This is a genomic window from Micromonospora sp. CNZ286, assembly GCF_014207755.1.
The window spans coordinates 5,732,195-5,754,747 of the sequence record NZ_JACHIZ010000001.1 but is presented as its reverse complement, the minus strand read 5'-3'; the positions used below and the strand labels follow the sequence as shown (position 1 = coordinate 5,754,747).

The following is a 22,553-nucleotide window of genomic DNA, read 5'->3' as shown; positions in this document are numbered from 1 at the left end:
CAGCATGCCTTGAGTGGGCCGGGATTTCGACAGTTGCCGCCGCGTTCGGGACAACAAAAACGGACCGGCCGCCGGGAGACGTTCCCCGGCGGCCGGTCCGCGCGCTCAGCGGATCAGGGGCGACCCATGCCGCGGTACTCCCAGCCGGCCTGCGTCCACAGTGTGGAGTCGAGGCAGTTGCGCCCGTCGACCACCTTGCGGCCGTTCGCCAGCTCGCCCAGGGCCACCGGGTCGGCGTTGCGGAACTCGGCCCACTCGGTGAGCACGCAGACCAGGTCGGCGCCGCGGACGGCGTCGTTCATCGTCTCCTCGTACGTCAGCTCGGGCACCGCCCGGCGTGCGTTCTCGACCCCCTGCGGGTCGAACACGTGCACGTCAGCGCCGGCCTTGCCGAGCAGCGAGGCGACCGCGAGCGCCGGCGCGTCGCGTACGTCGTCGGTGTTGGGTTTGAACGTGGCGCCGAGCACCGCGACCCGCGTGCCGGACAGGTCCGGGCCGGCCGGCCCGGAGCGGCGGCCGAGCAGTTCGGCGGCGAGTTGCACCACGCGGCTGCGGCGGCGCTGGTTGATCAGGTCGACCTCGTGCAGGAAGCGCAGCGCCTCACCGGCGCCCAGCTCCTGCGCGCGGGCCTGGAAGGCGCGGATGTCCTTGGGCAGGCAGGCGCCGCCGAAGCCGAGCCCGGCCTGGAGGAAGCGGTTGCCGATGCGCGGGTCGTAGCCGATCGAGCGGGCGAGCTGGGTGACGTCGCCGCCGGCCGCCTCGCAGACCTCGGCCATCGCGTTGATGAAGGAGATCTTGGTGGCGAGGAACGCGTTCGCGGCGACCTTGACCAGCTCGGCGGTGGCGAAGTCGGTGACCACCAGCGGCACCTCGCGGTCCTCGGTGGCGGCGAGGTCGAAGACGCCTTTGTGGGCGGCGAAGAGCATGCCGTTGGCCCACTCGCTCTTGACGCCGACCACGATCCGGTTCGGACGCAGCACGTCGTCGACGGCGAAGCCCTCCTGGAGGAACTCGGGGCTCCACGCCACCTCGACGCCGAGGTCGGCCGGGGTGTGCTTGCCGACGAGCTGCTCCACCCACTCGGCGGTGCCCACCGGCACGGTGGACTTGCCGACGATCAGCGCCTTGCGGGTCAGGTGCTGGGCGAGGCTGGTCACGGACGCCTCGACGTACGACAGGTCGGCGCCCATGCCGTCGGCCCGCTGCGGGGTGCCGACGCAGATGAAGTGGACGTCGCCGAAGTCGGCGGTCTCCTGGATGTCGGTGCTGAACCGCAGCCGGCCGGCGGCCAGGTTGCGCCGCAGCAGCTCGTCGAGGCCGGGCTCGTGGATCGGCACCTCGCCCGCGTTCAGCTTGGCGATCTTGTCCGCGTCGACGTCGAAGCCGAGCACCTCGTAGCCCAGCTCCGCGTAGCAGATGGCGTAGGTCGCACCGAGGTAGCCGGTGCCGAGGAAGGTCACCCGCGGGCGGGCGGCGCCGGACGGCGGGGTCACCGCGGCGATGGCGGGCATCGGCTGGGTGTTCGGGTACGGAATCGTCACGCCTGTCTTCTCCGCTCGCACTGGCGGCGCTTCCACGCGTCGCATTCTGCTGGGGCGCCGAGGCCGGGCACCGAGGGAACTGGATGTCTGCTGTGAGGGTAATGGGGTTGGGCGGGCGAGGCTCGGGCGCGAGCCTACCCGCCGGTAAGGTTCGGCCGGGGCCGGTGGCTATCCTTCAGTTTGCGGCAGTCGTCGGCCCCCGGGCGGCACAGACTGCGCATGATAGCGGTGAAAGGGGAGGGCCGACATGGCCGCAGAGCAGTCGTTCGACGTCTACCGGTTGCCGGAGGAACACGAGGCGATCCGGGAGGCGGTCCGTGAGGTCTGTGCGGCCAAGGTGGCTCCGCACGCCGCCGAGGCGGATGAGACAGGTGAGTTCCCCAAGGCGTCCTACGAGGCCCTGCGGGCGGCCGACTTCCACGCCCCGCACATCCCGGTCGAGTACGGCGGCGCCGGCGCGGATGCGCTGGCCACGGCCATCGTGATCGAGGAGGTGGCCCGGGCCTGCGCGTCGTCCTCGCTGATCCCGGCGGTGAACAAGCTGGGCACCATGCCGCTGCTGCTGGCCGGCTCCGAGGAACTCAAGCGCAAGTACCTCACCCCGGTCGCGGCCGGGGAGGGCATGTTCTCCTACTGCCTCTCCGAGCCGGAGGCGGGCAGCGACGCCGCCGCGATGACCACCAAGGCGGTACGTGACGGAGACCACTGGGTGCTCAACGGCGTGAAGCGGTGGATCACCAACGCGGGCGTTTCCGAGTACTACACCGTGTTCGCCGTGACCGATCCCACAGCGCGCTCGAAGGGCATCTCCGCGTTCGTGGTGGAGAAGTCCGACCTGGGCGTCAGCTTCGGCGCCCCGGAGAAGAAGCTCGGTATCAAGGGCTCGCCCACCCGTGAGGTCTACTTCGACAACGTCCGGATCCCGGCCGACCGCATGATCGGCGCCGAGGGCACCGGCTTCGCCACCGCGATGAAGACGCTGGACCACACCCGCGTCACCATCGCCGCCCAGGCCGTCGGTATCGCTCAGGGCGCGCTGGACTACGCCAAGGGCTACGTCCAGGAGCGCAAGCAGTTCGGCAAGCCGGTCGCCGACTTCCAGGGCATCCAGTTCATGCTCGCCGACATGGGCATGAAGCTGGAGGCGGCGCGGCAGCTCACGTACGCCGCCGCCGGCAGGTCCGAGCGCGGCGACGCGGACCTGACCTACTTCGGTGCGGCCGCGAAGTGCTTCGCGTCCGACGCCGCCATGGAGATCACCACCGACGCGGTCCAGCTGCTCGGCGGCTACGGCTACACCCGCGACTACCCGGTCGAGCGGATGATGCGGGACGCCAAGATCACCCAGATCTACGAGGGCACCAACCAGGTGCAGCGCATCGTGATGGCGCGTCAGCTGCTCAAGGGCTGACCGCAGGCGTTCGGGCGGGCGGGCCGGTGCGTACCGGCCCGCCCGCGCTCGTTCAACGGCTCTCGGTGCCCTCCGGCCGGCCGGCGCCGCGCGGGGGCGCGGACCACGGCGACTCGCCGCCGGTGCGGCGGGGCAGGGGTTCGGTGGGGGACTCGGGGTACGCGAGCGTGAGCGGCGGCGTGTCGGGGTCCTTCGCCGGCGCCGGGGGCCAGTCGGTGAGCGCCGGCTTGTGCTCGACCGGTGTGACGGCCGGGGTCAGCTCCGCCTCGGCCGTCGCGGATGTGACGGGACGCCGCCAGCGGCTCGTGCTGAACACGGCCATCAGCAGCAGCAGGCCGATGAGGAACAGCGTGCCGTTGTCCAGCGGGTCGCGCAGCGGCAGCGGGTCACCGAGCAGCTTCAGGTCGTCCGGCACCCGGTCCCGCACGCCGAACGGCGCGACGAACAGCCCGAGGTACGGGACCGCGAGCAGCAGGCCGGCCACCAGCGGGCCGAACGGCGAGAAGCGCAACGTGCCGAGCAGGCCGAGCAGGATGCCGGCGACGCCCAGATAGACGGCCGGCTCGATCAGGTTCGGCGTGCTGTACGTCCCGATCTCCACCCAGCGGTCGACGGTCCGCTCAGATCCGTCCTGACCGAGCGTGACGAGCACCCAGGTGACGGGCGCCACCGCCAACCCGGCGAGGAAGCTCCAGAGATGTCGCATCCGCGCACCGTACCGTTTTCGGCATGACAGATCATCCCGCGGTCCCGCCGGGTAAGCCCACGTCGTACTCCCGCGTCACGCTCAGTCGCATCATGACCGCGGTCGATGTCAATCTGTACGGGACCGTGCACGGTGGGGTACTGATGAAATTCGTGGACGACGTCGCCGGCGCGGCGGCGGCGCGGCACAGCGGCGGCACCGCGGTGACCGCGTCCATCGACGAGATCGTCTTCTCCGAGCCGGTCCGGGTGGGCGACCTCGTGCACGCGCACGCGCAGATCAACTGGACCGGACAGACCTCGATGGAGGTCGGGGTGAAGGTGGTCGCCGAACGCTGGGACTCGGCCGAGGAGGAACCGGTCCGGGTCGCCACCGCGTACCTGGTGTTCGTGGGCGTCGACGTGGGTGGCACGCCCCGGCCGGTCCGCCCGGTGCTGCCCGAGACGCCGGAGGACGAGCGCCGCTTCCGGGAGGCCGAGATCCGGCGCGCGCACCGGCTCGCCCGGCGCCGCGCGATCCAGGCCCACCGCGCCGGCTGAGGTGTAAGGAAGGGCCCCTTGTTAACGCCTGCGGTAGAGGAGGGGACCCCTGTTAACACCCCCGGCCTACCCGCGCCGCCTCCACCGGCGGCGGACACCCGCGGAGGGCGAGGTGTTAACAAGGGGCCCTTTCTCTACACGAGGCGTTAATAGGGGGCCCTTCCTTACACGCGGGCCACATGGGGTGGGGGTTCGGGGTGTGGGCGGGGCACGCCCCGTACGGCGTACCCGGCGCGGACAATGGCGGCACGAGGTAGGGCAAGATGGCGCCACGGCCCCGGCACACCGTCGTGGCGGGCCCAGGGGAGGGTGGAACAGTGGCTGACGTGCTGTGGACGCCGCCGGCGGACGTGCGGGAGCGGTCCCGGATCGGTGACTACCTGCGCTGGCTGGCCGAGCACCGCGGGCTGGAGTTCGCCGACTACGACGCGCTGTGGCAGTGGTCGGTGACCGACCTGGACGCGTTCTGGCGCTCGATCTGGGACTACTTCGACGTGGTCGCGCACACCCCGCCGACCGCCACCCTCACCGGCCGGGCCATGCCGGGCACCCGCTGGTTCCCCGGCGCGACGCTCAACTACGCCGAGAACGTGCTGCGCATGCCGGGGCTGGGCGACGACGACCCGGCGGTGATCGCGCACGGTCAGACCCGCGCGCCGGAGACGCTCACCGCGGCCGAGCTGCGCGAGCGGGTCCGCCGGGTGGCCGCCGGGCTGCGCTGCCTCGGTGTCGGGCCGGGCGACCGGGTGGCCGCGTACGCGCCGAACATCCCGGAGACGTACGTCCTGCTGCTCGCCACCGCCAGCCTGGGCGCGGTCTTCTCCTCCTGCGCGCCCGAGTTCGGCACCCGCAGCGTCACCGACCGCTGGCAGCAGATCGAGCCCACGGTGCTGGTCGCCGTGGACGGCTACCGGTACGGCGACAAGCCGGTCGACAGGCGCGCCGAGGTGGCCGCGATCCGGGCCGCGCTGCCGTCGCTGCGGCACACGGTCGCCATCGCGTACCTCGATCCGGACGGCCCGGCCCCCGACGGCGCGCTGCCGTGGGCGGAGCTGGCGGCGGCGACGGACGAGCCGTTGACGTTCACCCCTGTCGCCTTCGACCACCCGCTCTACGTGCTGTACTCCTCCGGCACCACCGGCCTGCCCAAGCCGATCGTGCACGGCCACGGCGGCATCCTGCTGGAACACCTCAAGATGCTGGCGCTGCACCACGACCTGGGCCCGTCCGACCGGTTCCTGTGGTTCACCACGACCGGCTGGATGATGTGGAACTTCCTGGTCTCCGGCCCGGCGGTGGGCGCAGCGATCGTGCTGTTCGACGGCAACCCGGGCCACCCCGACCTGGGCGCGCTGTGGCGGCTGGCCGCCGACACCGGCACCACGTACTTCGGCACGTCCGCGCCGTTCCTGCTGGCCTGCCGCAAGGCCGGGCTGGTGCCGCGCGAGGTCGCCGACATGTCCGCGGTGCGCGGCCTCGGCTCGACCGGCGCGCCGCTGCCGGCCGAGGGCTTCACCTGGGTGTACGAGAACGTGAGCGACCGCCTCCAGCTCCAGTCGCTGTCCGGCGGCACGGACGTGTGCACCGGGTTCGTCGGCGGCGTGCCGCTGCTGCCGGTGTACGCCGGGGAGATCGCCTGCCGGGCGCTCGGCGCGAAGGTGGAGGCCCGCTCCGCCGACGGCAGCGCTGTGATCGGGCAGCTCGGCGAGCTGGTGATCACCGAGCCGATGCCGAGCATGCCGGTCGGGTTCTGGAACGACCCGGACGGCGCCCGCTACCGGGAGGCGTACTTCGAGGTCTATCCCGGGGTGTGGCGGCACGGCGACTGGATCACGGTGAACGAGCGCGGCGGGTGCGTGATCACCGGCCGGTCCGACGCCACGCTCAACCGGGGCGGCGTACGCCTCGGCACCGCCGAGTTCTACTCGGTGGTCGAGGGGCTGGACGAGGTGGTCGACTCGGTCGTCGTGCACCTGGAGGACGACGAGGGCGGCGCGGGCGAGCTGCTGCTGTTCGTGGTGCTCGCCGAGGGCCTGGAACTCGACGACGAGATGCGGCGCAAGATCTGCCGGGAGCTGCGTACCGCGCTGTCGCCGCGGCACGTGCCGGACGAGATCCACCAGGTCCGGGCCGTGCCCCGCACGCTGAGCGCGAAGAAGCTGGAGGTACCGGTCAAGAAGATCCTGACGGGCACCCCGATCGACAGCGCGGCGGCCAAGGGCGCCCTGGCCAACCCGGAGTCCCTGACGGCGTTCGCCGCCCTGGCCCAGCGCCGGGCCACCGCCGACAGCCCTGCCCCGCCTCGCTGATCTCGCACTCTCCGCCCCGCCGCCCCGCCCGTTGATCTTGCACTTTCCGCCCCGGCGAAGGGGGCGAATCACCCGTCCCGAGGGCCGAAACCGCAAGATCAACGCGGGGGAGGGGAAGGGGCGGGCGTCAGGCCAGGGTGTGGGTGGTCTTCTCGGTTTCGGCGCGGGAAGGCAGGCGGGCCGGGTCGGGGTGGGCGCACGCGACCACGCTGGCGCCTGCGGTCAGCGGGGTGAGCAGCCAGTCGACCGGGTCGGGGTGGGTGGTCACGTCGACCAGGAGGCGATCGCCCTGAGCCAGGCCCAGCTCGGTGGCGCGAGCCTGTGCGCGGGCCAGCAGCGCCGCGTCCGCCTCGCCACCGGCCGGGTTCGGCGTGAAGTGGTCGCCGTGTCCGCGTACCGCGGAGACGAAGTCGGTGCAGCCGGCCGGCACCTGCCGCATCGGCAGCGCGAACGGGTCGAGCGCCAGCGCGTACCGCTCGCCGGCCGGCCACCCGGCCGCCTCGTCCACCCGGCCGACGGCCACGAACAGTGCCTCCACCGGGCCCGGCGTGCCGGTCACTGTGAGCTTCGCCGACCAGCAGCCGAGCAGCACCGCGGCGGTCTGCCAGTGCGGCGGCAGCAGCACCCCGGCCGCGTCGCCGGGCGCGGCGCCGACCTCGTCGGTGAGCAGGTTCGCGGTCTTCGCCACCCAGTTCGCGAGCGTCGCCCCGGAGAGTTCGGTGCGTTCGCCGGAGGCGTCGTCGTACCAGGTCAGCAGCGGTCGGGTGGGGTCGGTCGCGATCGCGTCGGCGAACACCCGGGCAATGTTGTCGGCCATCGGCGCGAACGATACGCGCCCCGCGTGCGTACTCGATGACAGCGACAAGTCGGCGTACCGTCGGGTCGCGGTCAGCGCCTCGCGCCCGGCCCGGCGTAGGCTTGCCGAGAGTGTTATTCCCCACAACTGCGCCACCTGAGGAGTCGCCCCGTGACCGCCGGTCGCCCGCCCCGCGTTCTCATCGACGCCACGAGTGTCCCCGCCGACCGTGGCGGCGTCGGTAGATACGTCGACGGACTGCTCGGCGCGCTGGGCCGGGTCTGCGGCACCGGCGTCGACCTGGCCGTGGTCAGCCTCCGCACCGACCTGGAGCGCTACACCCGGATGCTGCCCGGCGCGGAGGTGATCCCCGCCCCGGCGGCGGTGGCGCACCGGCCGGCCCGGCTGGCCTGGGAGCAGACCGGCCTGCCGCTGCTGGCCCAGCAGGTCGGCGCCGAGGTGCTGCACTCGCCGTTCTACACCTGCCCGCTGCGGGCCGGCTGCCCGGTGACTGTCACCGTGCACGACGCGACGTTCTTCACCGAGCCGGAGCACTACGACAAGTCGCGCCGGACCTTCTTCCGCAGCGCGATCAAGACCTCGCTGCGCCGGGCGAACCGGGTGATCGTGCCGAGCAAGGCCACCCGCGACGAGCTGATCCGGCTGCTGGACGCCGACCCGACCCGGATCGACGTCGCCTACCACGGTGTCGACCAGGACGCGTTCCACGCGCCGGGTGACGAGGAGAAGGCACGCGTCCGGGCCCGCCTGGGGCTCGGCGACAGCAGCTACATCGCGTTCCTCGGGGCCAAGGAGCCGCGCAAGAACGTACCCAACCTGATCCGCGGCTGGGCCCGGGCGGTGGCCGACCGGCCGAACCCGCCCGCGCTGGTGGTGGCCGGCGGCCAGGGCCACGACGACGACATCGACCGTGCGGTGGCCGAGGTCCCGTCGCACCTGCGGCTGCTGCGCCCGGGTTACCTGCGCTACGCCGACCTGCCCGGCTTCCTCGGCGGCGCGCTGGTGGCGGCGTACCCCTCGTACGGCGAGGGCTTCGGCCTGCCGATCCTGGAGGCGATGGCGTGCGCCGCCCCAGTGCTCACCACGCCGCGCCTGTCCCTGCCCGAGGTGGGCGGCGACGCGGTGGCCTACACCAGCGAGGACCCGGACCAGATCGCCACCGACCTCGGTGCCCTGCTGGACGACGAGCAGCGGCGGCTGTCGCTGGCCAAGGCCGGTTTCGACAGGGCCAAGGAGTTCACCTGGGAGTCCAGCGCGGAGGTCCACATCGCGGCATGGCGACGGGCCCGGTCCTGAGCGTCGGCTGCCGGTCCCGGGCGACCGACCGTGACGGCTCGCCCGCTTCGGGCATGATGTGCTGATGTTCTACGCCGTCATCCCGGCGGGCGGCAGCGGCACGAGGTTGTGGCCGTTGTCCCGTGCCGGCCATCCCAAATTCCTCCACCCGCTGACCGGCACCCCCGCCTCGCTGTTGCAGGCCACTGTCGACCGGTTGTCGCCGTTGACCACTCCGGAGCGCACGCTCGTGGTCACCGGGGCCGCGCACGCCGCGGCGGTGGCTCGGCAACTGGCTGGCCTGCCGGAGGAGAACATCCTGGTCGAGCCGTCACCGCGCGACTCCTGCGCGGCGATCGCGCTGGCCGCCGCGGTGATCGCCGCCCGGACCCCGGACGCGGTGATGGGCTCGTTCGCCGCCGACCACCTGATCGGCGACCCGGCCCGGCTGGCCGAGGTCGTGCGGCAGGCCATCCGGGGCGCGGAGCAGGGGCTGCTGATGACTGTGGGCATCACCCCGACGCGCCCGGAGACCGGCTACGGCTACCTGGAGACCGGCGAGCCGGCGGGGGACGGCCCGCTGCGCCCGGTACGCGAGTTCAAGGAGAAGCCGGCCGCCGAGGTGGCCGAGGTGTACGTCCGCTCCGGCCGGCACCTCTGGAACGCCAGCATGTTCGTCTGGCGGGTGGACGTCTTCCTGTCCGAGCTGGCTCGCCAGCAGCCGGAGCTGCACGCCGGGATCACCGCCATCGCGGCGGCCTGGGGCACCCCGGAGCAGGACGACGTGCTCGGCCGGATCTGGCCGACGCTGCCCCGGATCTCGGTCGACTACGCGGTGATGGAGGGGGCGGCGACTGCGGGCCGGGTGGGTACGGTGCCCGGCGACTTCGGCTGGAACGACGTGGGCGACTTCCACACGCTCGGCGAGGTGCTGCCCGCCGACGGCGCCGGCAACGTGGTGCTGGGCGGTGACGCGAAGCCGGGCGTGCTGCTGCACGACACCACCGGCACCGTGGTGGTGCCGCACTCCGGGCGGCTCGTGGCCACCGTCGGGGTGCACGACCTGATCGTCGTGGACACCCCGGACGCGCTGCTGGTCTGCCCGCGTGACCGCGCGCAGGACGTGAAGAAGATCGTGGACGAGCTGAAGGAACGCGGCGAGGAGGGCCTGGTCTGATCCGCCGGGCCGCCGGGCCGCGTCCGGCGGCGCGGTAGAGCCGCTCAGCCGCCGGCGTGGCGGGCCAGCACCGCGAGCGCCGGCGGCACGAGCTGAGCCGTGGCGTGGGCGAGCGGCTCGGGCAGCCGGTCCGGCGGGAACCAGCCGAGCGCCTCGGACTCCGTGCTGACCCGCTCGACCGCCCCCGCCGGGGCCAGGGCGGCGTACCGGACGTCGTAGTGGAACGACCCGCCCTGGCAGGCGACCTGGTGGATGTCCACGTCGATCGGCTCCGGCTCGACGGTCAGGCCGGTGATGCCGGACTCCTCGGTGGCCTCGCGCAGCGCGGCGGCCACGAGCGTCCGGTCGCCGGGCTCGCAGTGCCCGCCGAGCTGCATCCACCTGCGGATCTTGCCGTGCAGGCAGAGCAGCACCCGGCCGTCCGGGTCGAGCACCAGCGCGCTCGCCGTGACGTGCCCGGCCCGGTGCGTCCGGCTCATCGCCACCGGCCCGTCGGCCAGCAGCGCCAGGGTGCGGTCCCGGGCGGCGTCGGCGGCGGGGCTGGTCGCCGTCCAGCGGCTCAGCGTCGCGACGGCGTCGGCGTGCAACTCGGTGTACGGGATGAGATCGGGCACCCGGACACTCTACGAGCGCGCCCTCCGTACCCTGGCGCGGTGACCCTGCGACTCGTCGAGTTCCTGGTGGCCGGCAACGAGGCGAGCGACCTCCTGCCGGTGCGGTCGGCCGCGCTGCTGCGGGCGCACGGCGCGCGCCGCGGCTTCTGGACGGTGCTGGACGAGGGGCCGGTCGAGCAGTGCCTGGCGCTGCTGCTGGAACGCGACGACGGCCACTGGGTGGCGCACCACGTACCTGCCGATGCCCGCCGCGAGAACGGCCGCACCGAGGACGGCGAGGCGCTCGCCCACCACGACGGGTGGGTGTACGTCTTCGGCTCGCACTTCGGGTCCAAGCGCGGCCCGCTGCGGCCCCGGCGCGCGTTCGTGGCCCGGTTCCGGGAGGACGAGGCCGTGGCCGGGCCGCTGCCGGTGCACGTGGTGCGCAACCGCTTCCGGCTGCACCGGGCGGTGAACGACGCGCTCGCCGCCGCCCCGCTGACGCTGCTGCCGCCCGGTGACCGGGTCCGGGAGCGGTTCATCGTGGAGACACTGGCCCGGGGCACCGCCCGCGCCAAGAGCTGGGTGACCCGGCTCGCCGCGGACGACCTGCCGGTCAACGTCGAGGCGGCGGCGTTCACCCCGGCCGGTACGGCGCTGCTGGGGCTGCGTTTCCCGGTGACCGCCGCGGGGGAGCCGGTCTACGTCGAGCTGGCCGGCGTACCGGAGATGTTCGACGACCCGGAGCACTCGGGCGACCTGCGGGCGCTCGGGGCGTACGCGCTGACCGGTGTGACGCCGCCCGGGGCGCTCGCCGGCTTCCGCGCGATCACGCCGACCGGCGACGGCGGCTACGCGGCGGTGACCGGGTCGATCGACGCGCTGGGCAAGGGTTCGGTGCTGTTGGACGACCATCCGCACGGCGGTGAGGTGACCTCCCGGCACGTGCGGTTCCGGCACGACGCGGGCGGGAGCGCCCTGGTGGCCGGGGAGGTGGTGGCGGAGCTGGCGCCGTTCCATCACGTGGAAGGGCTGGCCGAGCTGGCGGGACGCTGCTACTACGTCACGGACGAGGACCACCGGGTGGCGCTCTGGATCGGATGAGCGAGGGCCGGGCGGCACCCCTGCGACTGATGTCGCAGACCCTCGTGGTGCCACCCGGCCACGCCCGTCAGCCGGCGTCCGGGTCGACATTGCGCCCCGGCGTCGGCGGGCAACAGAGAGTTTGCCGAACCGGCCCGCCCAGCGTCGAGGTTTTTCACCTGACGCTTAAAGATGGAGATTAGTACCGGCGGGTACAGTGCGAGGTGTGGCGGGCACCCCCGCCGTCCGCACGGGAGCAGCAACCCATGTTGAAGATCATTTTCTCGGGCGAGGACGTTCTGCGGACCCGGGTCGCCCCGGCCGCGGACCCGCTCTGGGAGCTGGTCCTCAGCCTGCACCTGCTCCAGGGGCGCAGCCGGGATCCGATGATGACCACGTGGCGGCGCACAGTGGCGCACGGCCTGCGGACCGACACCGACGCCGAGCAGTACCGCCTGCTGCTCGCGCTCAACCCGCCGCGTGGCTACTTCCCCGACTTCCTCACCCCGTTCGCCAGCCGCGAGGGCTTCCAGGCCGGGCTGGACGCGATCCGGGGCACCTCTGTGGACATGCTGCGCCGCGACCTGACGCTGCTCGCCGGGGAGACCACGCTGCCGTCGTCGGCCACCTCGCTCGCCCGTGGCGAGCCGGATACGCTGCACCACCTCACCGACGCCATGGCGCGGTACCAGTCGCTGGCGGTCACGCCCTACTGGTCCCGCGTGCAGGCGGCGGTCGAGGCGGACCGGGCCCGGCGTGCGCGCGCCATGCTCGACGGCGGCGCCGAAGGGCTGCTGGCCAGCCTGCGGCCGAACATGCGCTGGGTGTCGGGTGTGCTGGAGGTGCTCGACTACCCGGACACCCGGGAGCTGCACCTGGACGGCCGGGGGCTGCTGCTCGTCCCGTCGTTCTTCTGCTCGCGTACCCCGGTGGCGCTGGTCGACCCGACGCTGCCCCCGGTGCTGGTCTACCCGGTCGACCGGCTCGCCGGCCTGACGCCCGCGTCCGGCGCCGCCGCGTCGCCGCAGGGCGAGGCGCTCGCCGCCCTGCTCGGCCGTACCCGCTCCCGGGTGCTCCAGGCCGCCGACGAGGGCTGCACCACCGGCGAGATGGCACGCCGGCTGCGCATCTCCGCCGCCGCGGCCAGCCAGCACACCACTGTGCTGCGCAACGCGGGACTGCTGGTCAGCCGGCGGGACCGCAACACCGTCCTGCACACGCTCACCCCGCTGGGCCGGGCCGTCCTCGACGCCTGAGCACGCCCGCCGGAGTCAGAGCGCCAGCGTGGCGCTCGCGGTGCTGCCGGACGGGGGCGGGAGCAACGTCGAGTCGACGCCCTCGGCGGCCAGCGCGGCGCGCAGGCGTTGCAGGTCCGCGCCGACCCGGACCAGGTCCGCCGGGTCGACGGGAGCGGGCGCCGCGCCGAGCAGCAGGCCGGTGGCCGAGGCGGGCCAGCCGGGCACTGTGGCGGCGAGTCCGGCGCGTACCTCGTCGTCGGTGACGTGGGTGAAGACGGTGCCGGGCGCGACCACGTCGGCCACCGCGTCGATCGCCCGCCGCACCGCGGCCGGATCGGCGGGCTCGGGGCCGATCCGGTCCGCGAGCGTCGCCGCCGCCCGCAGACCGGCGGCGCGCGCCTCGGCCGTGCCGAGCGAGAACAGGTCCATCGAGGCGTCGCGCACGAGCGTGCGGGCGCCCTCGTCGTCGTCCCGGGTCGCGGCGAGGTAACCCCGGACCACCGCGACCGGCACCTGGTCGCACTTGCCCTTGATCAGCTCACCGGCGGCGGCGAGTTCGTCGACCACCGCCATCTGGGTGACGAACAGCTCGTTGCCGTACGGGTCGACCTCGCCCCGGTGGTCACGGATCGCCGGCATGCCGGCCACCCCGAGCGCCACGTCGGTGAGCCCGTTGCGCCACGGGCGTCCCATCGTGTCGCTGACGATCACTGCGACGTCGAGGCCGTACCGGTCGCGCAACGCGGCGCGCAGCGCCCGGGCGGACGCGTCCGGGTCGACGGGCAGCAGCACCAGCCTGGTCTTGTCCACGTTCGAGGCGTCGATGCCGGCGGAGGCCATCACGAACCCGTGGTGGGTCTGCACGATCCGGGTCGCGCCCCGGGTCGCCACCACCCGGGCGGTCTCCCCGGCCAGGATGCGGTCACGCTCGGCGAGCCGTTCCGGGCCGTCGGCCGGCACGTCGACCAGCCGGCCCTCCGCCTTCGACACGATCTTGCTGGTGACCACCAGGACGTCGTGGTCGCGCAGCCAGGGCGCCGCGCCGGTGATCAGCGCCGCCAGGTCGTCGCCCTCGGTCACGTCACCGATGCCCTGCACCGGCAGGATCTCCAGCCTCACATCAACTCCAGCGCGGCGCGCACCATCGCGGCGGTCGCCGCCTCGTCGGTCATCCGCAGCGGCGCCGCGCGGACGGTCACGTCCGGCACCACAGTGCCCTCGTCCTCCGGCGCGACCAGCCAGCCGTCGAGCAGCCCGCCCGCCGGACGGGCGCCGTAGAGGCCGCCCACGCCGGCCGCGCTGCACTCCACGCCGAGCACGGCGAGGCAGCGGTCGGCCATGCCGCGTACCGGCGCACCGCCGATGATCGGCGACACCCCGATCACCGGGGCCGGGCCGCCGGCAACCGCGTCGCGCAGCCCGGGCACCGCCAGCACCGGGGCGATGCTCACCACCGGGTTGCTCGGCGCGATCAGCACCACGTCCGCGGCGGCGATCGCCTCGACCACGCCGGGCGCGGGCTTCGCCGCGTCCGCGCCGACGAAGACGAACCGGTCGGTGGGTACGCCGGCCCGATACCGCACCCACCACTCCTGGAAGTGGATCGCCCGCCGGCCCTGCTCGTCGGTGACGACGGCGTGGGTCTCCAGGCGGTCGTCGGTGGCGGGCAACAGCCGTACGCCCGGCTGCCAGCGGGCCGCCAGTGCCTCGGTGACCTGGGACAGCGGATAGCCGGCGTTGATCATCTGGGTGCGCACCAGGTGGGTGGCGACGTCCTTGTCGCCCAGGCCGAACCAGCTCGGCTCCGCGCCGTACGCGGCCAGCTCGTTCTTCACCGTCCAGGTCTCGCCCGCCCGGCCCCAGCCCCGCTCCGGGTCGGCGCCGCCGCCGAGCGTGTAGAGCACGCTGTCCAGGTCGGGGCAGACCTTCAGCCCGTGCAGCAGCAGATCGTCGCCGACGTTGACCACTGCGGTCACCTCGGCGCCCGCCTCCCGGGCGTACGCCCGCACGCCGAGCAGGAAACGGGCGCCCCCGATGCCGCCGGTCAGTACCACGATGCGCATGGCGTCCATCCTTCCGCACGCGCCGCCGTCGATCGTCCGGTGGCCGGAGAGACTACGCTCACTTCGGCAACTGTCCGCTTTCGTCCCCTGGGGGAGTCCGTGACCAGCCCCGCCGAGCCCGCGTCCGGCGACGCCGCGCAGGCCAGCCAGTTGATCAAGCCGTTGCGCGAACTGGCCGCGCTCGTCCTTCTCGGCGCCAACGCCGTGCTGCTCTTCGTCGGCCTGCTGCGCCTGCTGCCGATCGACGACTACAGCACGTCCACCGGCCGGGCCGGGAGCACGTATTTCACATTTATCGGCCTGGAGTCGACGGTCCTGCCGGTGCTCGCCGTCCTGATCGCCACAGTGATCCTCCCGGTCGTGCCGAAGGCCAAGCTGATCACGCAGGTGGCGCTCGTCGAGTACGCCGTGTCCGCCGTGTTCGGCGCGCTGACGTTCCTGATCTGGCTGGTCGGCCGGCTCGCCGACGGCGAGGTGCTGGACGCGTTCCTCGGCCTGCTGACCCGCGCGGCGTGGCTGGCGATCTTCGCGGTCGCCGCGTTCGTGGTGTTCAAGATCTGGCGCACGCTCTACTACGTGCCGAAGCCCAAGCCGCAGCCGGGCGTGTACGGCCAGGCCCAGCCCGGCTGGCCGCAGCAGCCGGGTCAGCCCGGCGGCTACCCCGGTCCGGGCGGCTACCCGCAGCAGCCCGGCCAGGGCTACCCGCAGGCCGGCTCGCCCCCGCCCGGCTGGCCGCAGCAGCCCGGCCCGTACGGCCAGCCGCAGTCGGCGCCGCCGTTCAACACCGCCCCGCCGCACGCTCCGCACTCCGGTCCGCCGTCCGCCGACCCGCAGTCCGGTGTCCCGTTCGCCGGACCGCAGCAGGCGCCGCAGTACGGCTCGCCGCACCACGCGCCGCCGTTCGGCCAGCCGCCGTCGGCCGACCCGACGCAGGCGATCCCGCGCCAGTCCGCCGAGCCGGGGGCGCCGTCGCCGGCCGCCGACGACGAGCGCACCCAGCGGTTCGACCGCGAGGACCCGAACCAGCCTCGCTGAGCCCCGCGCGGCGGGCGACGGAGATCGTCGCCCGCCGCCACCTGGGCCGCCACCGTCGCCCGCCGCTGTGCGGCAGCTCACCCGGGTCGTCCCGGTGCCCGGACCGCGGCCGGGGGCGGGCATCCGGCCGTCCGGCAGCGCTTAGGCTGGGCGGATGGTTGATCGCAGCGACCCCGAACCGACCGAGGCGAGCATCCGGCGGGCACTGGGGCGGGCCGCCACCGGCCGGGCGCTCGACGCCGGCGAGGCGGGCGCGCTGCTCGCCGCTCGCGGGCCGATGCTCGACGAGCTGCTCCGGATCGCCTCCGACATCCGCGACGCCGGGCTGCGCGACGCCGGGCGGCCGGGCGTGGTCACGTACTCGAAGAAGGTCTTCATCCCGCTGACCCGGCTCTGCCGGGACCGCTGCCACTACTGCACGTTCGCCACCGTGCCGCACCGGCTGCCCGCCGCCTACCTGGAACGCGACGAGGTGCTGGCGATCGCCCGCGAGGGCGCCGCGCAGGGCTGCAAGGAGGCGCTGTTCACGCTCGGCGACCGGCCCGAGGAGCGGTGGCCGGCGGCCCGCCGGTGGCTGGACGAGCGGGGGTACGACTCGACGCTGGACTACCTGCGCGCCTGCGCGGTGGCGGTGCTGGAGGAGACCGGCCTGCTGCCCCACCTCAATCCGGGCGTGCTCACCTGGTCGGAGTTGCAGCGGCTCAAGCCGGTCGCGCCGAGCATGGGCATGATGCTGGAGACCACCGCCGGCCGGCTCTGGTCCGAACCGGGCGGCCCGCACTTCGGCTCACCGGACAAGGAACCCGCGGTACGCCTGCGGGTGCTCGACGACGCCGGCCGGGTCGGGGTGCCGTTCACCACCGGAATCCTGATCGGCATCGGCGAGAACCGGGGCGAGCGGGTCGACGCGATCTTCGCGATCCGCCGGGCGATGCGGGAGTACGGCCACCTCCAGGAGGTGATCGTGCAGAACTTCCGCGCCAAGCCGGACACCGCGATGCGCGGCATGCCCGACGCCGAGCTGCACGACCTGGCCGCCACAGTGGCGGTGGCCCGGGTGCTGCTCGGCCCGAAGGCCCGCATCCAGGCCCCGCCGAACCTCATCGCGGGCGAGTACGACCTGCTGCTGCGCGCCGGCATCGACGACTGGGGCGGCGTCTCCCCGGTCACGCCCGACCACGTCAACCCGGAGCGGCCCTGGCCGCACCTGGACGAGCTGGCGGCGCGTACCGCGAGTGCCGGGTTCACGCTGCGCGAGCGGCTGACCGTCTACCCGGAGTACGTCCGGGCGGGCGAGCCGTGGCTCGATCCGCGCCTGCTGCCGCACGTCACAGCGCTCGCCGACCCGGCCACCGGGCTCGCGGTCGAGGCGGCCCGCCCGGAGGGACGGCCCTGGCAGGAGCCGGAGGAGGTTTACGGCGGCCGCACCGACCTGCACGTCACCATCGACGTCACCGGCCGGACCGACGACCGGCGGGGCGACTTCGACAGCGTGTACGGCGACTGGGCCGAGGTGGCCGGCAAGGTGGCGCGGGAGGCGCGCGCCGGCGTACCAGTGGGCGGTGGCGCGGACGCCGATCTGCGCGCGGGCCTGCGGCTCGCCGCTGACGACCCGGCCGCGCTGCTGACTCCGGCGCACGAGGCGAAGGCGCTGGCGCTGTTCGGCGCGGACGGCCCGGCGCTCGACGAGCTGTGCCGGCTGGCCGACGACGCGCGCCGGGATGCGGTCGGCGACGACGTGACCTACGTGGTCAACCGCAACATCAATTTCACGAACGTCTGCTACGTGGGCTGCCGGTTCTGCGCGTTCGCCCAGCGGGAGAGCGACGCCGACGCGTTCCGGCTCTCGCTGGAGCAGGTCGCCGACCGGGCCGAGGAGGCGTGGACGGCAGGCGCGACCGAGGTCTGCCTCCAGGGCGGCATCGACCCGAAGATGCCGGTGACCGGGTACGCCGACATCGTCCGCGCGATCAAGGCGCGGGTGCCGGACATGCACGTGCACGCGTTCTCCCCGATGGAGATCGTCACCGCCGCCGCGAAGGCCGGCGTGCCGGTGCGGGAATGGCTGCTCCAGCTCCGCGAGGCCGGGCTGGACACCATCCCGGGCACCGCCGCCGAGATCCTCGACGACGACGTGCGCTGGGTGCTCACCAAGGGCAAACTGCCGGCCTCCGCCTGGGTCGACGTGGTGAGCACGGCGCACGAGCTGGGCATCCGGTCCAGCTCCACGATGATGTACGGCCACGTGGACCACCCGGGCCAGTGGCTCGCCCACTTCCGGGTGCTGGCCGGCGTGCAGGACCGTACCGGCGGGTTCACCGAGTTCGTGGCGCTGCCGTTCGTGCACACGAACGCGCCGATCTACCTGGCCGGCATCGCCCGCCCGGGCCCGACCTGGCGGGAGAACCGGGTGGTGCACGCGATGGCCCGGCTGCTGCTGCACGGCCGGATCGACAACATCCAGTGCTCCTGGGTGAAGCTCGGCGACGAAGGCACAGTGGAGATGCTGCGCGGCGGCTGCAACGACCTGGGCGGCACGCTGATGGAGGAGACGATCTCCCGGATGGCCGGCTCGGGCAACGGGTCGGCCCGTACCGAGGAGCAGTTGCGGGCCATCGCCACCGCCGCGGGGCGGCCGTTCCGCAAGCGGACGACCGCGTACGGTCACGCCCGCGCCTGAGGTCGAACCTTTCCCCGCCGCGCGCCGTACCTGTGGATGCCGGCGGCGGTTTCGGCGAGGACCGCCGCCGGTGACCCCGAACCGGGGCCCGGCGGTGTCCGGGCGCCCGGCCCGCTGCGGCGCTGCGGCGCCGGTCCGGAAAGGTTGCCGATGAGCACTGACGAGACCACCGACGCGCCGAAACGGCGGACCTGGCCGCGATTGACCCGCAGGCAGACGCTCACCGCCGCGGCGAGCGCGACACTGGGCGCCGCCGCCCTCACCGTGCCGGGCCTGTCCGCCGCCCAGAACGCCCCCACGGCGAGCCGGCGCGACGAGCCGATCGTGGTCCACCTCCGCGACGCCGCGGCCGGCGTCATGGACGTCTTCGTCGGCACCACCCGGGTCGAGGTACGCGACCGCGGCCTGGCCGACCGCCTGGTGCGCGCCGCCGGCCGGCGCTGATCCACCCTCCACCGGCGCGGGCTCCCGGCGCCGGTTCCGACTTCCGTTCCCCCGACGAAGGTGCGTCCGCCATGTCCTCTCACCGCGAGGCCCCGGAGATCGCCAAGGATCCGGTCGCCGACAGTTCCGACCTGTACGCGTTCGTCACGCCGAGCCAGCCGGACACGGTCACGTTGATCGCCAACTACGTGCCGGTGCAGCTCCCGTCCGGCGGCCCGAACTTCTTCGAGTTCGGTGACGACGTCCGGTACGAGATTCACATCGACAACGACGGCGACGGTTATCCGGACGTCACCTATCGTTTCGAATTCACTACCGAGATCACGAACCAGAACAGTTTTCTCTACAACACCGGGCCGATCGAGTCGCTGGAGAGCAAGAACTGGAACCGGCGGCAGTTCTACCGGCTGACCCGGATCGCCGACGGCCGCGCGCGTGTGCTGGCGCACAAACTGCCCTGCCCGCCGTGCAACGTCGGGCCGCTGTCCACGCCGAACTACCAGAACCTGGTCCGGCAGGCGACGTTCAAGCTGTCCACCGGTGAGAAGGTGTTCGCCGGGCAGCGGGCCGACGGCTTCTTCGTCGACCTGGGCGCGGTGTTCGACCTGGGTACGCTGCGGCCGTTCCAGCAGCTGCACGTCGCCGGCAAGAAGCTGTTCCGGGACGAGGGCGAGCCGGTGAACGCGCTGGACCGGCTCAACGTGCACAGTCTCGCCGTGCAGGTGCCGCTCAACCAGGTACGCCGTAAGGCGGCCCGCTACGGCTACGCCGACCGCGCCTCGACCATCGGGGTCTGGACCAGTGCGTCCCGCCAGCAGGTGCGGGTGCTGGGTGACCGGGTCGCCGCTGACACCGCCGCCGGACCCTTCACGCAGGTGTCGCGGCTCGGTAACCCGTTGTTCAACGAGGTCATCGTGCCGATGTCCAGGAAGGACGTCTGGAACACGCTGCCGCCGTCGGAGGACAAGCGGTTCGCCGGGTTCGTGGAGCGGCCCGAGCTGGCCGGGCTGCTGCCGGCGCTCTACCCGGGTGTGTTCCCCAATCTGGACGCGCTCAACAAGTCCAAGAAGCCGCGTGCCGACCTGGTGGCGATCCTGCTCACCGGCGTCCCGGCCGGACTGATCGACGGTTTCGCCAACACCACCGGTGACGTGCAGGCGGACATGCTGCGGCTGAACACGGCGATCCGGCCCAGCCGCAAACCGGACCGGTTCGGTGTGCTCGGCGGCGACCTGGCCGGCTTCCCCAACGGCCGCCGTCCCGCCGACGACGTGGTGACGATCGCGCTGCGCGCCATCGCCGGGCTGACCGTGCCGCTCGTCGACAAGACGTTCCGGCCGGACGCCGCCGCCGCGGCGGTGACACCGGGCCTGAGCGCGGCCGACGTGACAGCGCCGTTCCTGGCCGACTTCCCGTTCCTCGGCACGCCGTACGACGGGTTCGGCAACCCGCAGGCGAAGAAGTCCTGACGGGAGCCGGCGAATGTCACACCATCACGATCTCGGCCCGTCGGAGGTCGGCAGCGTCGTGCTCGACCTGGGTGGCGACCGGGGCGCGCTGATCATCCACACCGGGCGGGACCTGCACGGCCGGGAGATCGAGATCAGCCGCGTGGACCTCGACGGCCCGCGGACCCACTCCGCCGTACGCGAGCGGCACGTCCGGGACGGGGTGTTCCACAGTGCCGTCTACCCGGATCTGGAGGCGGGTGTGTATACCGTCTGGTGGGACGAGAGTACGTCCGCCGGCGCGATCTCGGTCACCGGTGGGTCGATCGCCGAATTCGTTTGGCCCACCAGCTCACCAGCCCGCTTGGACTGATCCGTCAGTCGCGCCGGAACCCGCGCCCCGTCCACATGATGGACGGGGCGCGGTCGGCGTTGGACGGCTCGACGGGCGGTACAGCGGGAAGCGGGTTACCCTTTGCCCCACCAATTCTGATCTTGGTGCGAGCGGCCGGCGGGGGCGTCCGGCCGGCCTGCCGGCGATGCGCCACGGCAGAAAACTTCCGGCAACTCGCCGGGGAGGGCGTTACTCGTCCGGGGTCTGAATCGATAGGGCAGGTTGCGAGGCTACGGGCGACCGCGGCGGTCGTCACGGACGTGTCGGGAGGGCGACTCCATTATCAAGTTTGGCTTGACGGCGCACGCATTACACGCGTGTAATTTGAATGGGGTTGTTCGCACGGAACGCAACAAATGGTGACCGTACGGACAGGCACGCCTTTCGCGTGGGGGGTTGCAGCGGCGAATGACGCCGGTGCGCGACAAGGAGGCAATCGATGGACGGCCAGCTCGAGGTGGCCGACCTGCTCGGGAACGCGCCGGAGTGGCAGGAGCGAGCGCTCTGCTCGCAGACCGACCCGGAGGCGTTCTTTCCCGAGAAGGGCGGCTCGACCCGCGAGGCGAAGCGCATCTGCTCGCGGTGCGAAGTGAAGACGGAATGCCTGGAGTACGCGCTCGGCCACGACGAGCGGTTCGGGATCTGGGGTGGCCTCTCCGAGCGGGAGCGGCGCAAGCTCAAGCGGCGGGTCGCCGCCTGATCCACGTACGGGTCCACGGGCGGTGGGGGCCGCCCGGACCCGGGTCGCTGTCCGGCCGGCGCGTCCGGCCGGGTGGCGGCGCCTGTCCGGTCAGCCGGTCAGGCCAGCTCGTCCGGGTCGACCCCGAGCAGATTCGCCACCTGCTCGATGATCACGTCATGCACCAGGTCGGCGAGGTCCTCGCGATCCATCGCGCGGAACTCCAGCGGCCGCCGGTAGAGCACGATCCGCGGCGGCACCTCCTGGCGGCCGGGCCGCCCGGGCAGCAGCCGGGCGAGCGGCACCTCGCCGTCCTCCAGCACGTCCGAGTCGTAGACGTTCAGATCCGGCGGGACGTCCTCGACCGCGAACTCCACCCCGGCCAGCTCCTTGGCGAACCGGCGTTCGAGCGTCTCCACCGTGTCGAGCACCAGATCGTCGAAGACCTCGGCCTTCGTCCGCGCCAGCGGCACCGTGGCCGGCACCAGCCGCCCGCGCAGCCCGCGACCGTGCCGGTCACGGTGGGTGCGCCGGCCGGAGCCGGGGCGGCGGTTCTGGGGGCTCGTCATGACGCACAGGGTAGCCCGCATCGGCGGTCCACCCGCCGTCGCGCGGCCGTCCGGCGTGCCGCTGCGCCGATCGGAGGAATTGTGATCACCATGACGGGCGTGTCGTAACGCGAAGCGGTGCGCCGGACCCGGTAATGGGGATACCCTGCCGCCGTGAGGTCACCACGGCGCTGCTCCCGTAACGGCTGCCCCCGGCAAGCGGTCGCCACATTGACCTATGTCTACAACGAGTCGACGGCGGTGGTGGGCCCGCTCGCGGCATTCGCCGAACCGCACACGTACGACCTGTGTGAGCCGCACGCCCGCAGCCTGACCGCCCCGCGCGGCTGGGACGTGGTGCGGCACGAGGGCGAGTTCGAGCCGCCGCCGCCCACCACCGACGACCTGGTGGCGCTGGCCGAGGCGGTACGCGAGGCCGCACGCCCCGTCCCGCCCCGTCCTCCGGAGGATGAGCCCGCCAAGCCCCAGACCCCCCAGCAGGGCCGCCGGGGCCACCTCCGGGTCATCCCACCCCACCACTGACCCACCGCCGTTCAGGCCCGCGGGCCCCGG

The 22,553-nt window shown here is 73.1% G+C and carries 21 protein-coding genes; 14 read left to right on the top strand and 7 right to left on the bottom strand.

All coding sequences use genetic code 11. The features are described 5' to 3' along the window. Positions 1–113 precede the first annotated feature (113 nt). Entirely contained in the window at positions 114–1,541 is a 1,428-nt protein-coding gene (locus FHX31_RS25455) for a UDP-glucose dehydrogenase family protein (RefSeq protein WP_013284143.1), read from the bottom strand. A gap of 247 nt (positions 1,542–1,788) precedes the next feature. Here FHX31_RS25455 and FHX31_RS25450 point away from each other — a divergent pair, with 247 nt between their 5' ends. After that, positions 1,789–2,952, top strand: coding sequence for an acyl-CoA dehydrogenase family protein (locus FHX31_RS25450; RefSeq protein WP_091330175.1), 1,164 nt, complete (start codon positions 1,789–1,791; stop codon positions 2,950–2,952). 52 nt (positions 2,953–3,004) lie between these two features. Here FHX31_RS25450 and FHX31_RS25445 read toward each other — a convergent pair whose 3' ends face one another. Then, entirely contained in the window at positions 3,005–3,658 is a 654-nt protein-coding gene (locus FHX31_RS25445) for a hypothetical protein (RefSeq protein ID WP_047894724.1), read from the bottom strand. Between the two features lie 23 nt (positions 3,659–3,681). On the opposite strand from FHX31_RS25445, the gene FHX31_RS25440 reads away from it, so the two are divergent. Then, positions 3,682–4,197 (top strand): acyl-CoA thioesterase, encoded by a 516-nt coding sequence (locus FHX31_RS25440; RefSeq protein WP_013284146.1) that lies wholly within the window; start codon positions 3,682–3,684, stop codon positions 4,195–4,197. Between the two features lie 317 nt (positions 4,198–4,514). Then, entirely contained in the window at positions 4,515–6,506 is a 1,992-nt protein-coding gene (locus FHX31_RS25435; RefSeq protein ID WP_184977324.1) for an acetoacetate--CoA ligase, read from the top strand. 127 nt (positions 6,507–6,633) lie between these two features. On the opposite strand, the gene FHX31_RS25430 is transcribed toward FHX31_RS25435, so the two are convergent. Then, complete coding sequence (locus tag FHX31_RS25430) at positions 6,634–7,323, bottom strand: TIGR03089 family protein (RefSeq protein ID WP_184977323.1); 690 nt, start codon at positions 7,321–7,323, stop codon at positions 6,634–6,636. Between the two features lie 150 nt (positions 7,324–7,473). Between FHX31_RS25430 and FHX31_RS25425 the strand changes: the two genes are divergently transcribed. Both FHX31_RS25425 and FHX31_RS25420 read left to right on the top strand, forming a co-directional pair. Further along, complete coding sequence (locus FHX31_RS25425; RefSeq protein ID WP_013284149.1) at positions 7,474–8,619, top strand: glycosyltransferase family 4 protein; 1,146 nt, start codon at positions 7,474–7,476, stop codon at positions 8,617–8,619. A 64-nt stretch (positions 8,620–8,683) separates the two neighbouring features. Next, positions 8,684–9,775, top strand: coding sequence for a mannose-1-phosphate guanylyltransferase (locus tag FHX31_RS25420; protein WP_013284150.1), 1,092 nt, complete (start codon positions 8,684–8,686; stop codon positions 9,773–9,775). A 44-nt stretch (positions 9,776–9,819) separates the two neighbouring features. Here the strand turns inward: FHX31_RS25420 and FHX31_RS25415 are convergent, their stop codons facing one another. Next, complete coding sequence (locus FHX31_RS25415) at positions 9,820–10,389, bottom strand: NUDIX hydrolase (protein ID WP_091330171.1); 570 nt, start codon at positions 10,387–10,389, stop codon at positions 9,820–9,822. A 39-nt stretch (positions 10,390–10,428) separates the two neighbouring features. Between FHX31_RS25415 and FHX31_RS25410 the strand changes: the two genes are divergently transcribed. Next, positions 10,429–11,472: a hypothetical protein gene (locus FHX31_RS25410; protein WP_091330170.1), complete on the top strand. Its 1,044-nt coding sequence runs from the start codon at positions 10,429–10,431 to the stop codon at positions 11,470–11,472. A 245-nt stretch (positions 11,473–11,717) separates the two neighbouring features. Further along, a complete protein-coding gene (locus tag FHX31_RS25405; RefSeq protein ID WP_013284153.1) occupies positions 11,718–12,707 on the top strand; it encodes an ArsR/SmtB family transcription factor in 990 nt (329 codons plus the stop codon). Positions 12,708–12,722: 15 nt separating this feature from the next. Here FHX31_RS25405 and FHX31_RS25400 read toward each other — a convergent pair whose 3' ends face one another. Both FHX31_RS25400 and cofD read right to left on the bottom strand, forming a co-directional pair. Then, positions 12,723–13,808 carry a coenzyme F420-0:L-glutamate ligase gene (locus tag FHX31_RS25400; protein WP_013474080.1) on the bottom strand — a complete coding sequence of 362 codons (1,086 nt, stop codon included), beginning with the start codon at positions 13,806–13,808 and terminating at the stop codon, positions 12,723–12,725. Continuing rightward, entirely contained in the window at positions 13,805–14,752 is a 948-nt protein-coding gene (gene cofD / locus FHX31_RS25395) for a 2-phospho-L-lactate transferase (RefSeq protein ID WP_030271199.1), read from the bottom strand. The genes FHX31_RS25400 and cofD overlap by 4 nt, the downstream gene beginning before the upstream one ends. A 99-nt stretch (positions 14,753–14,851) precedes the next feature. On the opposite strand from cofD, the gene FHX31_RS25390 reads away from it, so the two are divergent. From FHX31_RS25390 to FHX31_RS25365, 6 genes are all read left to right on the top strand, one after another. Then, positions 14,852–15,787, top strand: coding sequence for a hypothetical protein (locus FHX31_RS25390; RefSeq protein ID WP_013284156.1), 936 nt, complete (start codon positions 14,852–14,854; stop codon positions 15,785–15,787). Between the two features lie 154 nt (positions 15,788–15,941). Continuing rightward, complete coding sequence (locus FHX31_RS25385; RefSeq protein WP_184977322.1) at positions 15,942–18,467, top strand: bifunctional FO biosynthesis protein CofGH; 2,526 nt, start codon at positions 15,942–15,944, stop codon at positions 18,465–18,467. 150 nt (positions 18,468–18,617) lie between these two features. After that, positions 18,618–18,911 carry a hypothetical protein gene (locus FHX31_RS25380; protein WP_013284158.1) on the top strand — a complete coding sequence of 98 codons (294 nt, stop codon included), beginning with the start codon at positions 18,618–18,620 and terminating at the stop codon, positions 18,909–18,911. A 71-nt stretch (positions 18,912–18,982) separates the two neighbouring features. After that, complete coding sequence (locus FHX31_RS25375; RefSeq protein WP_013284159.1) at positions 18,983–20,380, top strand: DUF4331 domain-containing protein; 1,398 nt, start codon at positions 18,983–18,985, stop codon at positions 20,378–20,380. Between the two features lie 13 nt (positions 20,381–20,393). Beyond that, entirely contained in the window at positions 20,394–20,732 is a 339-nt protein-coding gene (locus FHX31_RS25370; RefSeq protein ID WP_013284160.1) for a hypothetical protein, read from the top strand. Positions 20,733–21,192: 460 nt separating this feature from the next. Continuing rightward, positions 21,193–21,453, top strand: coding sequence for a WhiB family transcriptional regulator (locus tag FHX31_RS25365; protein ID WP_013284161.1), 261 nt, complete (start codon positions 21,193–21,195; stop codon positions 21,451–21,453). Between the two features lie 98 nt (positions 21,454–21,551). Here the strand turns inward: FHX31_RS25365 and FHX31_RS25360 are convergent, their stop codons facing one another. Then, the gene (locus FHX31_RS25360) at positions 21,552–22,001 is read right to left on the bottom strand and encodes a metallopeptidase family protein (RefSeq protein ID WP_018787548.1); all 450 of its coding nucleotides are present in this window, start codon (positions 21,999–22,001) and stop codon (positions 21,552–21,554) included. 153 nt (positions 22,002–22,154) lie between these two features. Here FHX31_RS25360 and FHX31_RS25355 point away from each other — a divergent pair, with 153 nt between their 5' ends. After that, positions 22,155–22,523: a DUF3499 domain-containing protein gene (locus FHX31_RS25355; protein WP_013474083.1), complete on the top strand. Its 369-nt coding sequence runs from the start codon at positions 22,155–22,157 to the stop codon at positions 22,521–22,523. The last annotated feature ends 30 nt before the right edge of the window (positions 22,524–22,553 follow it).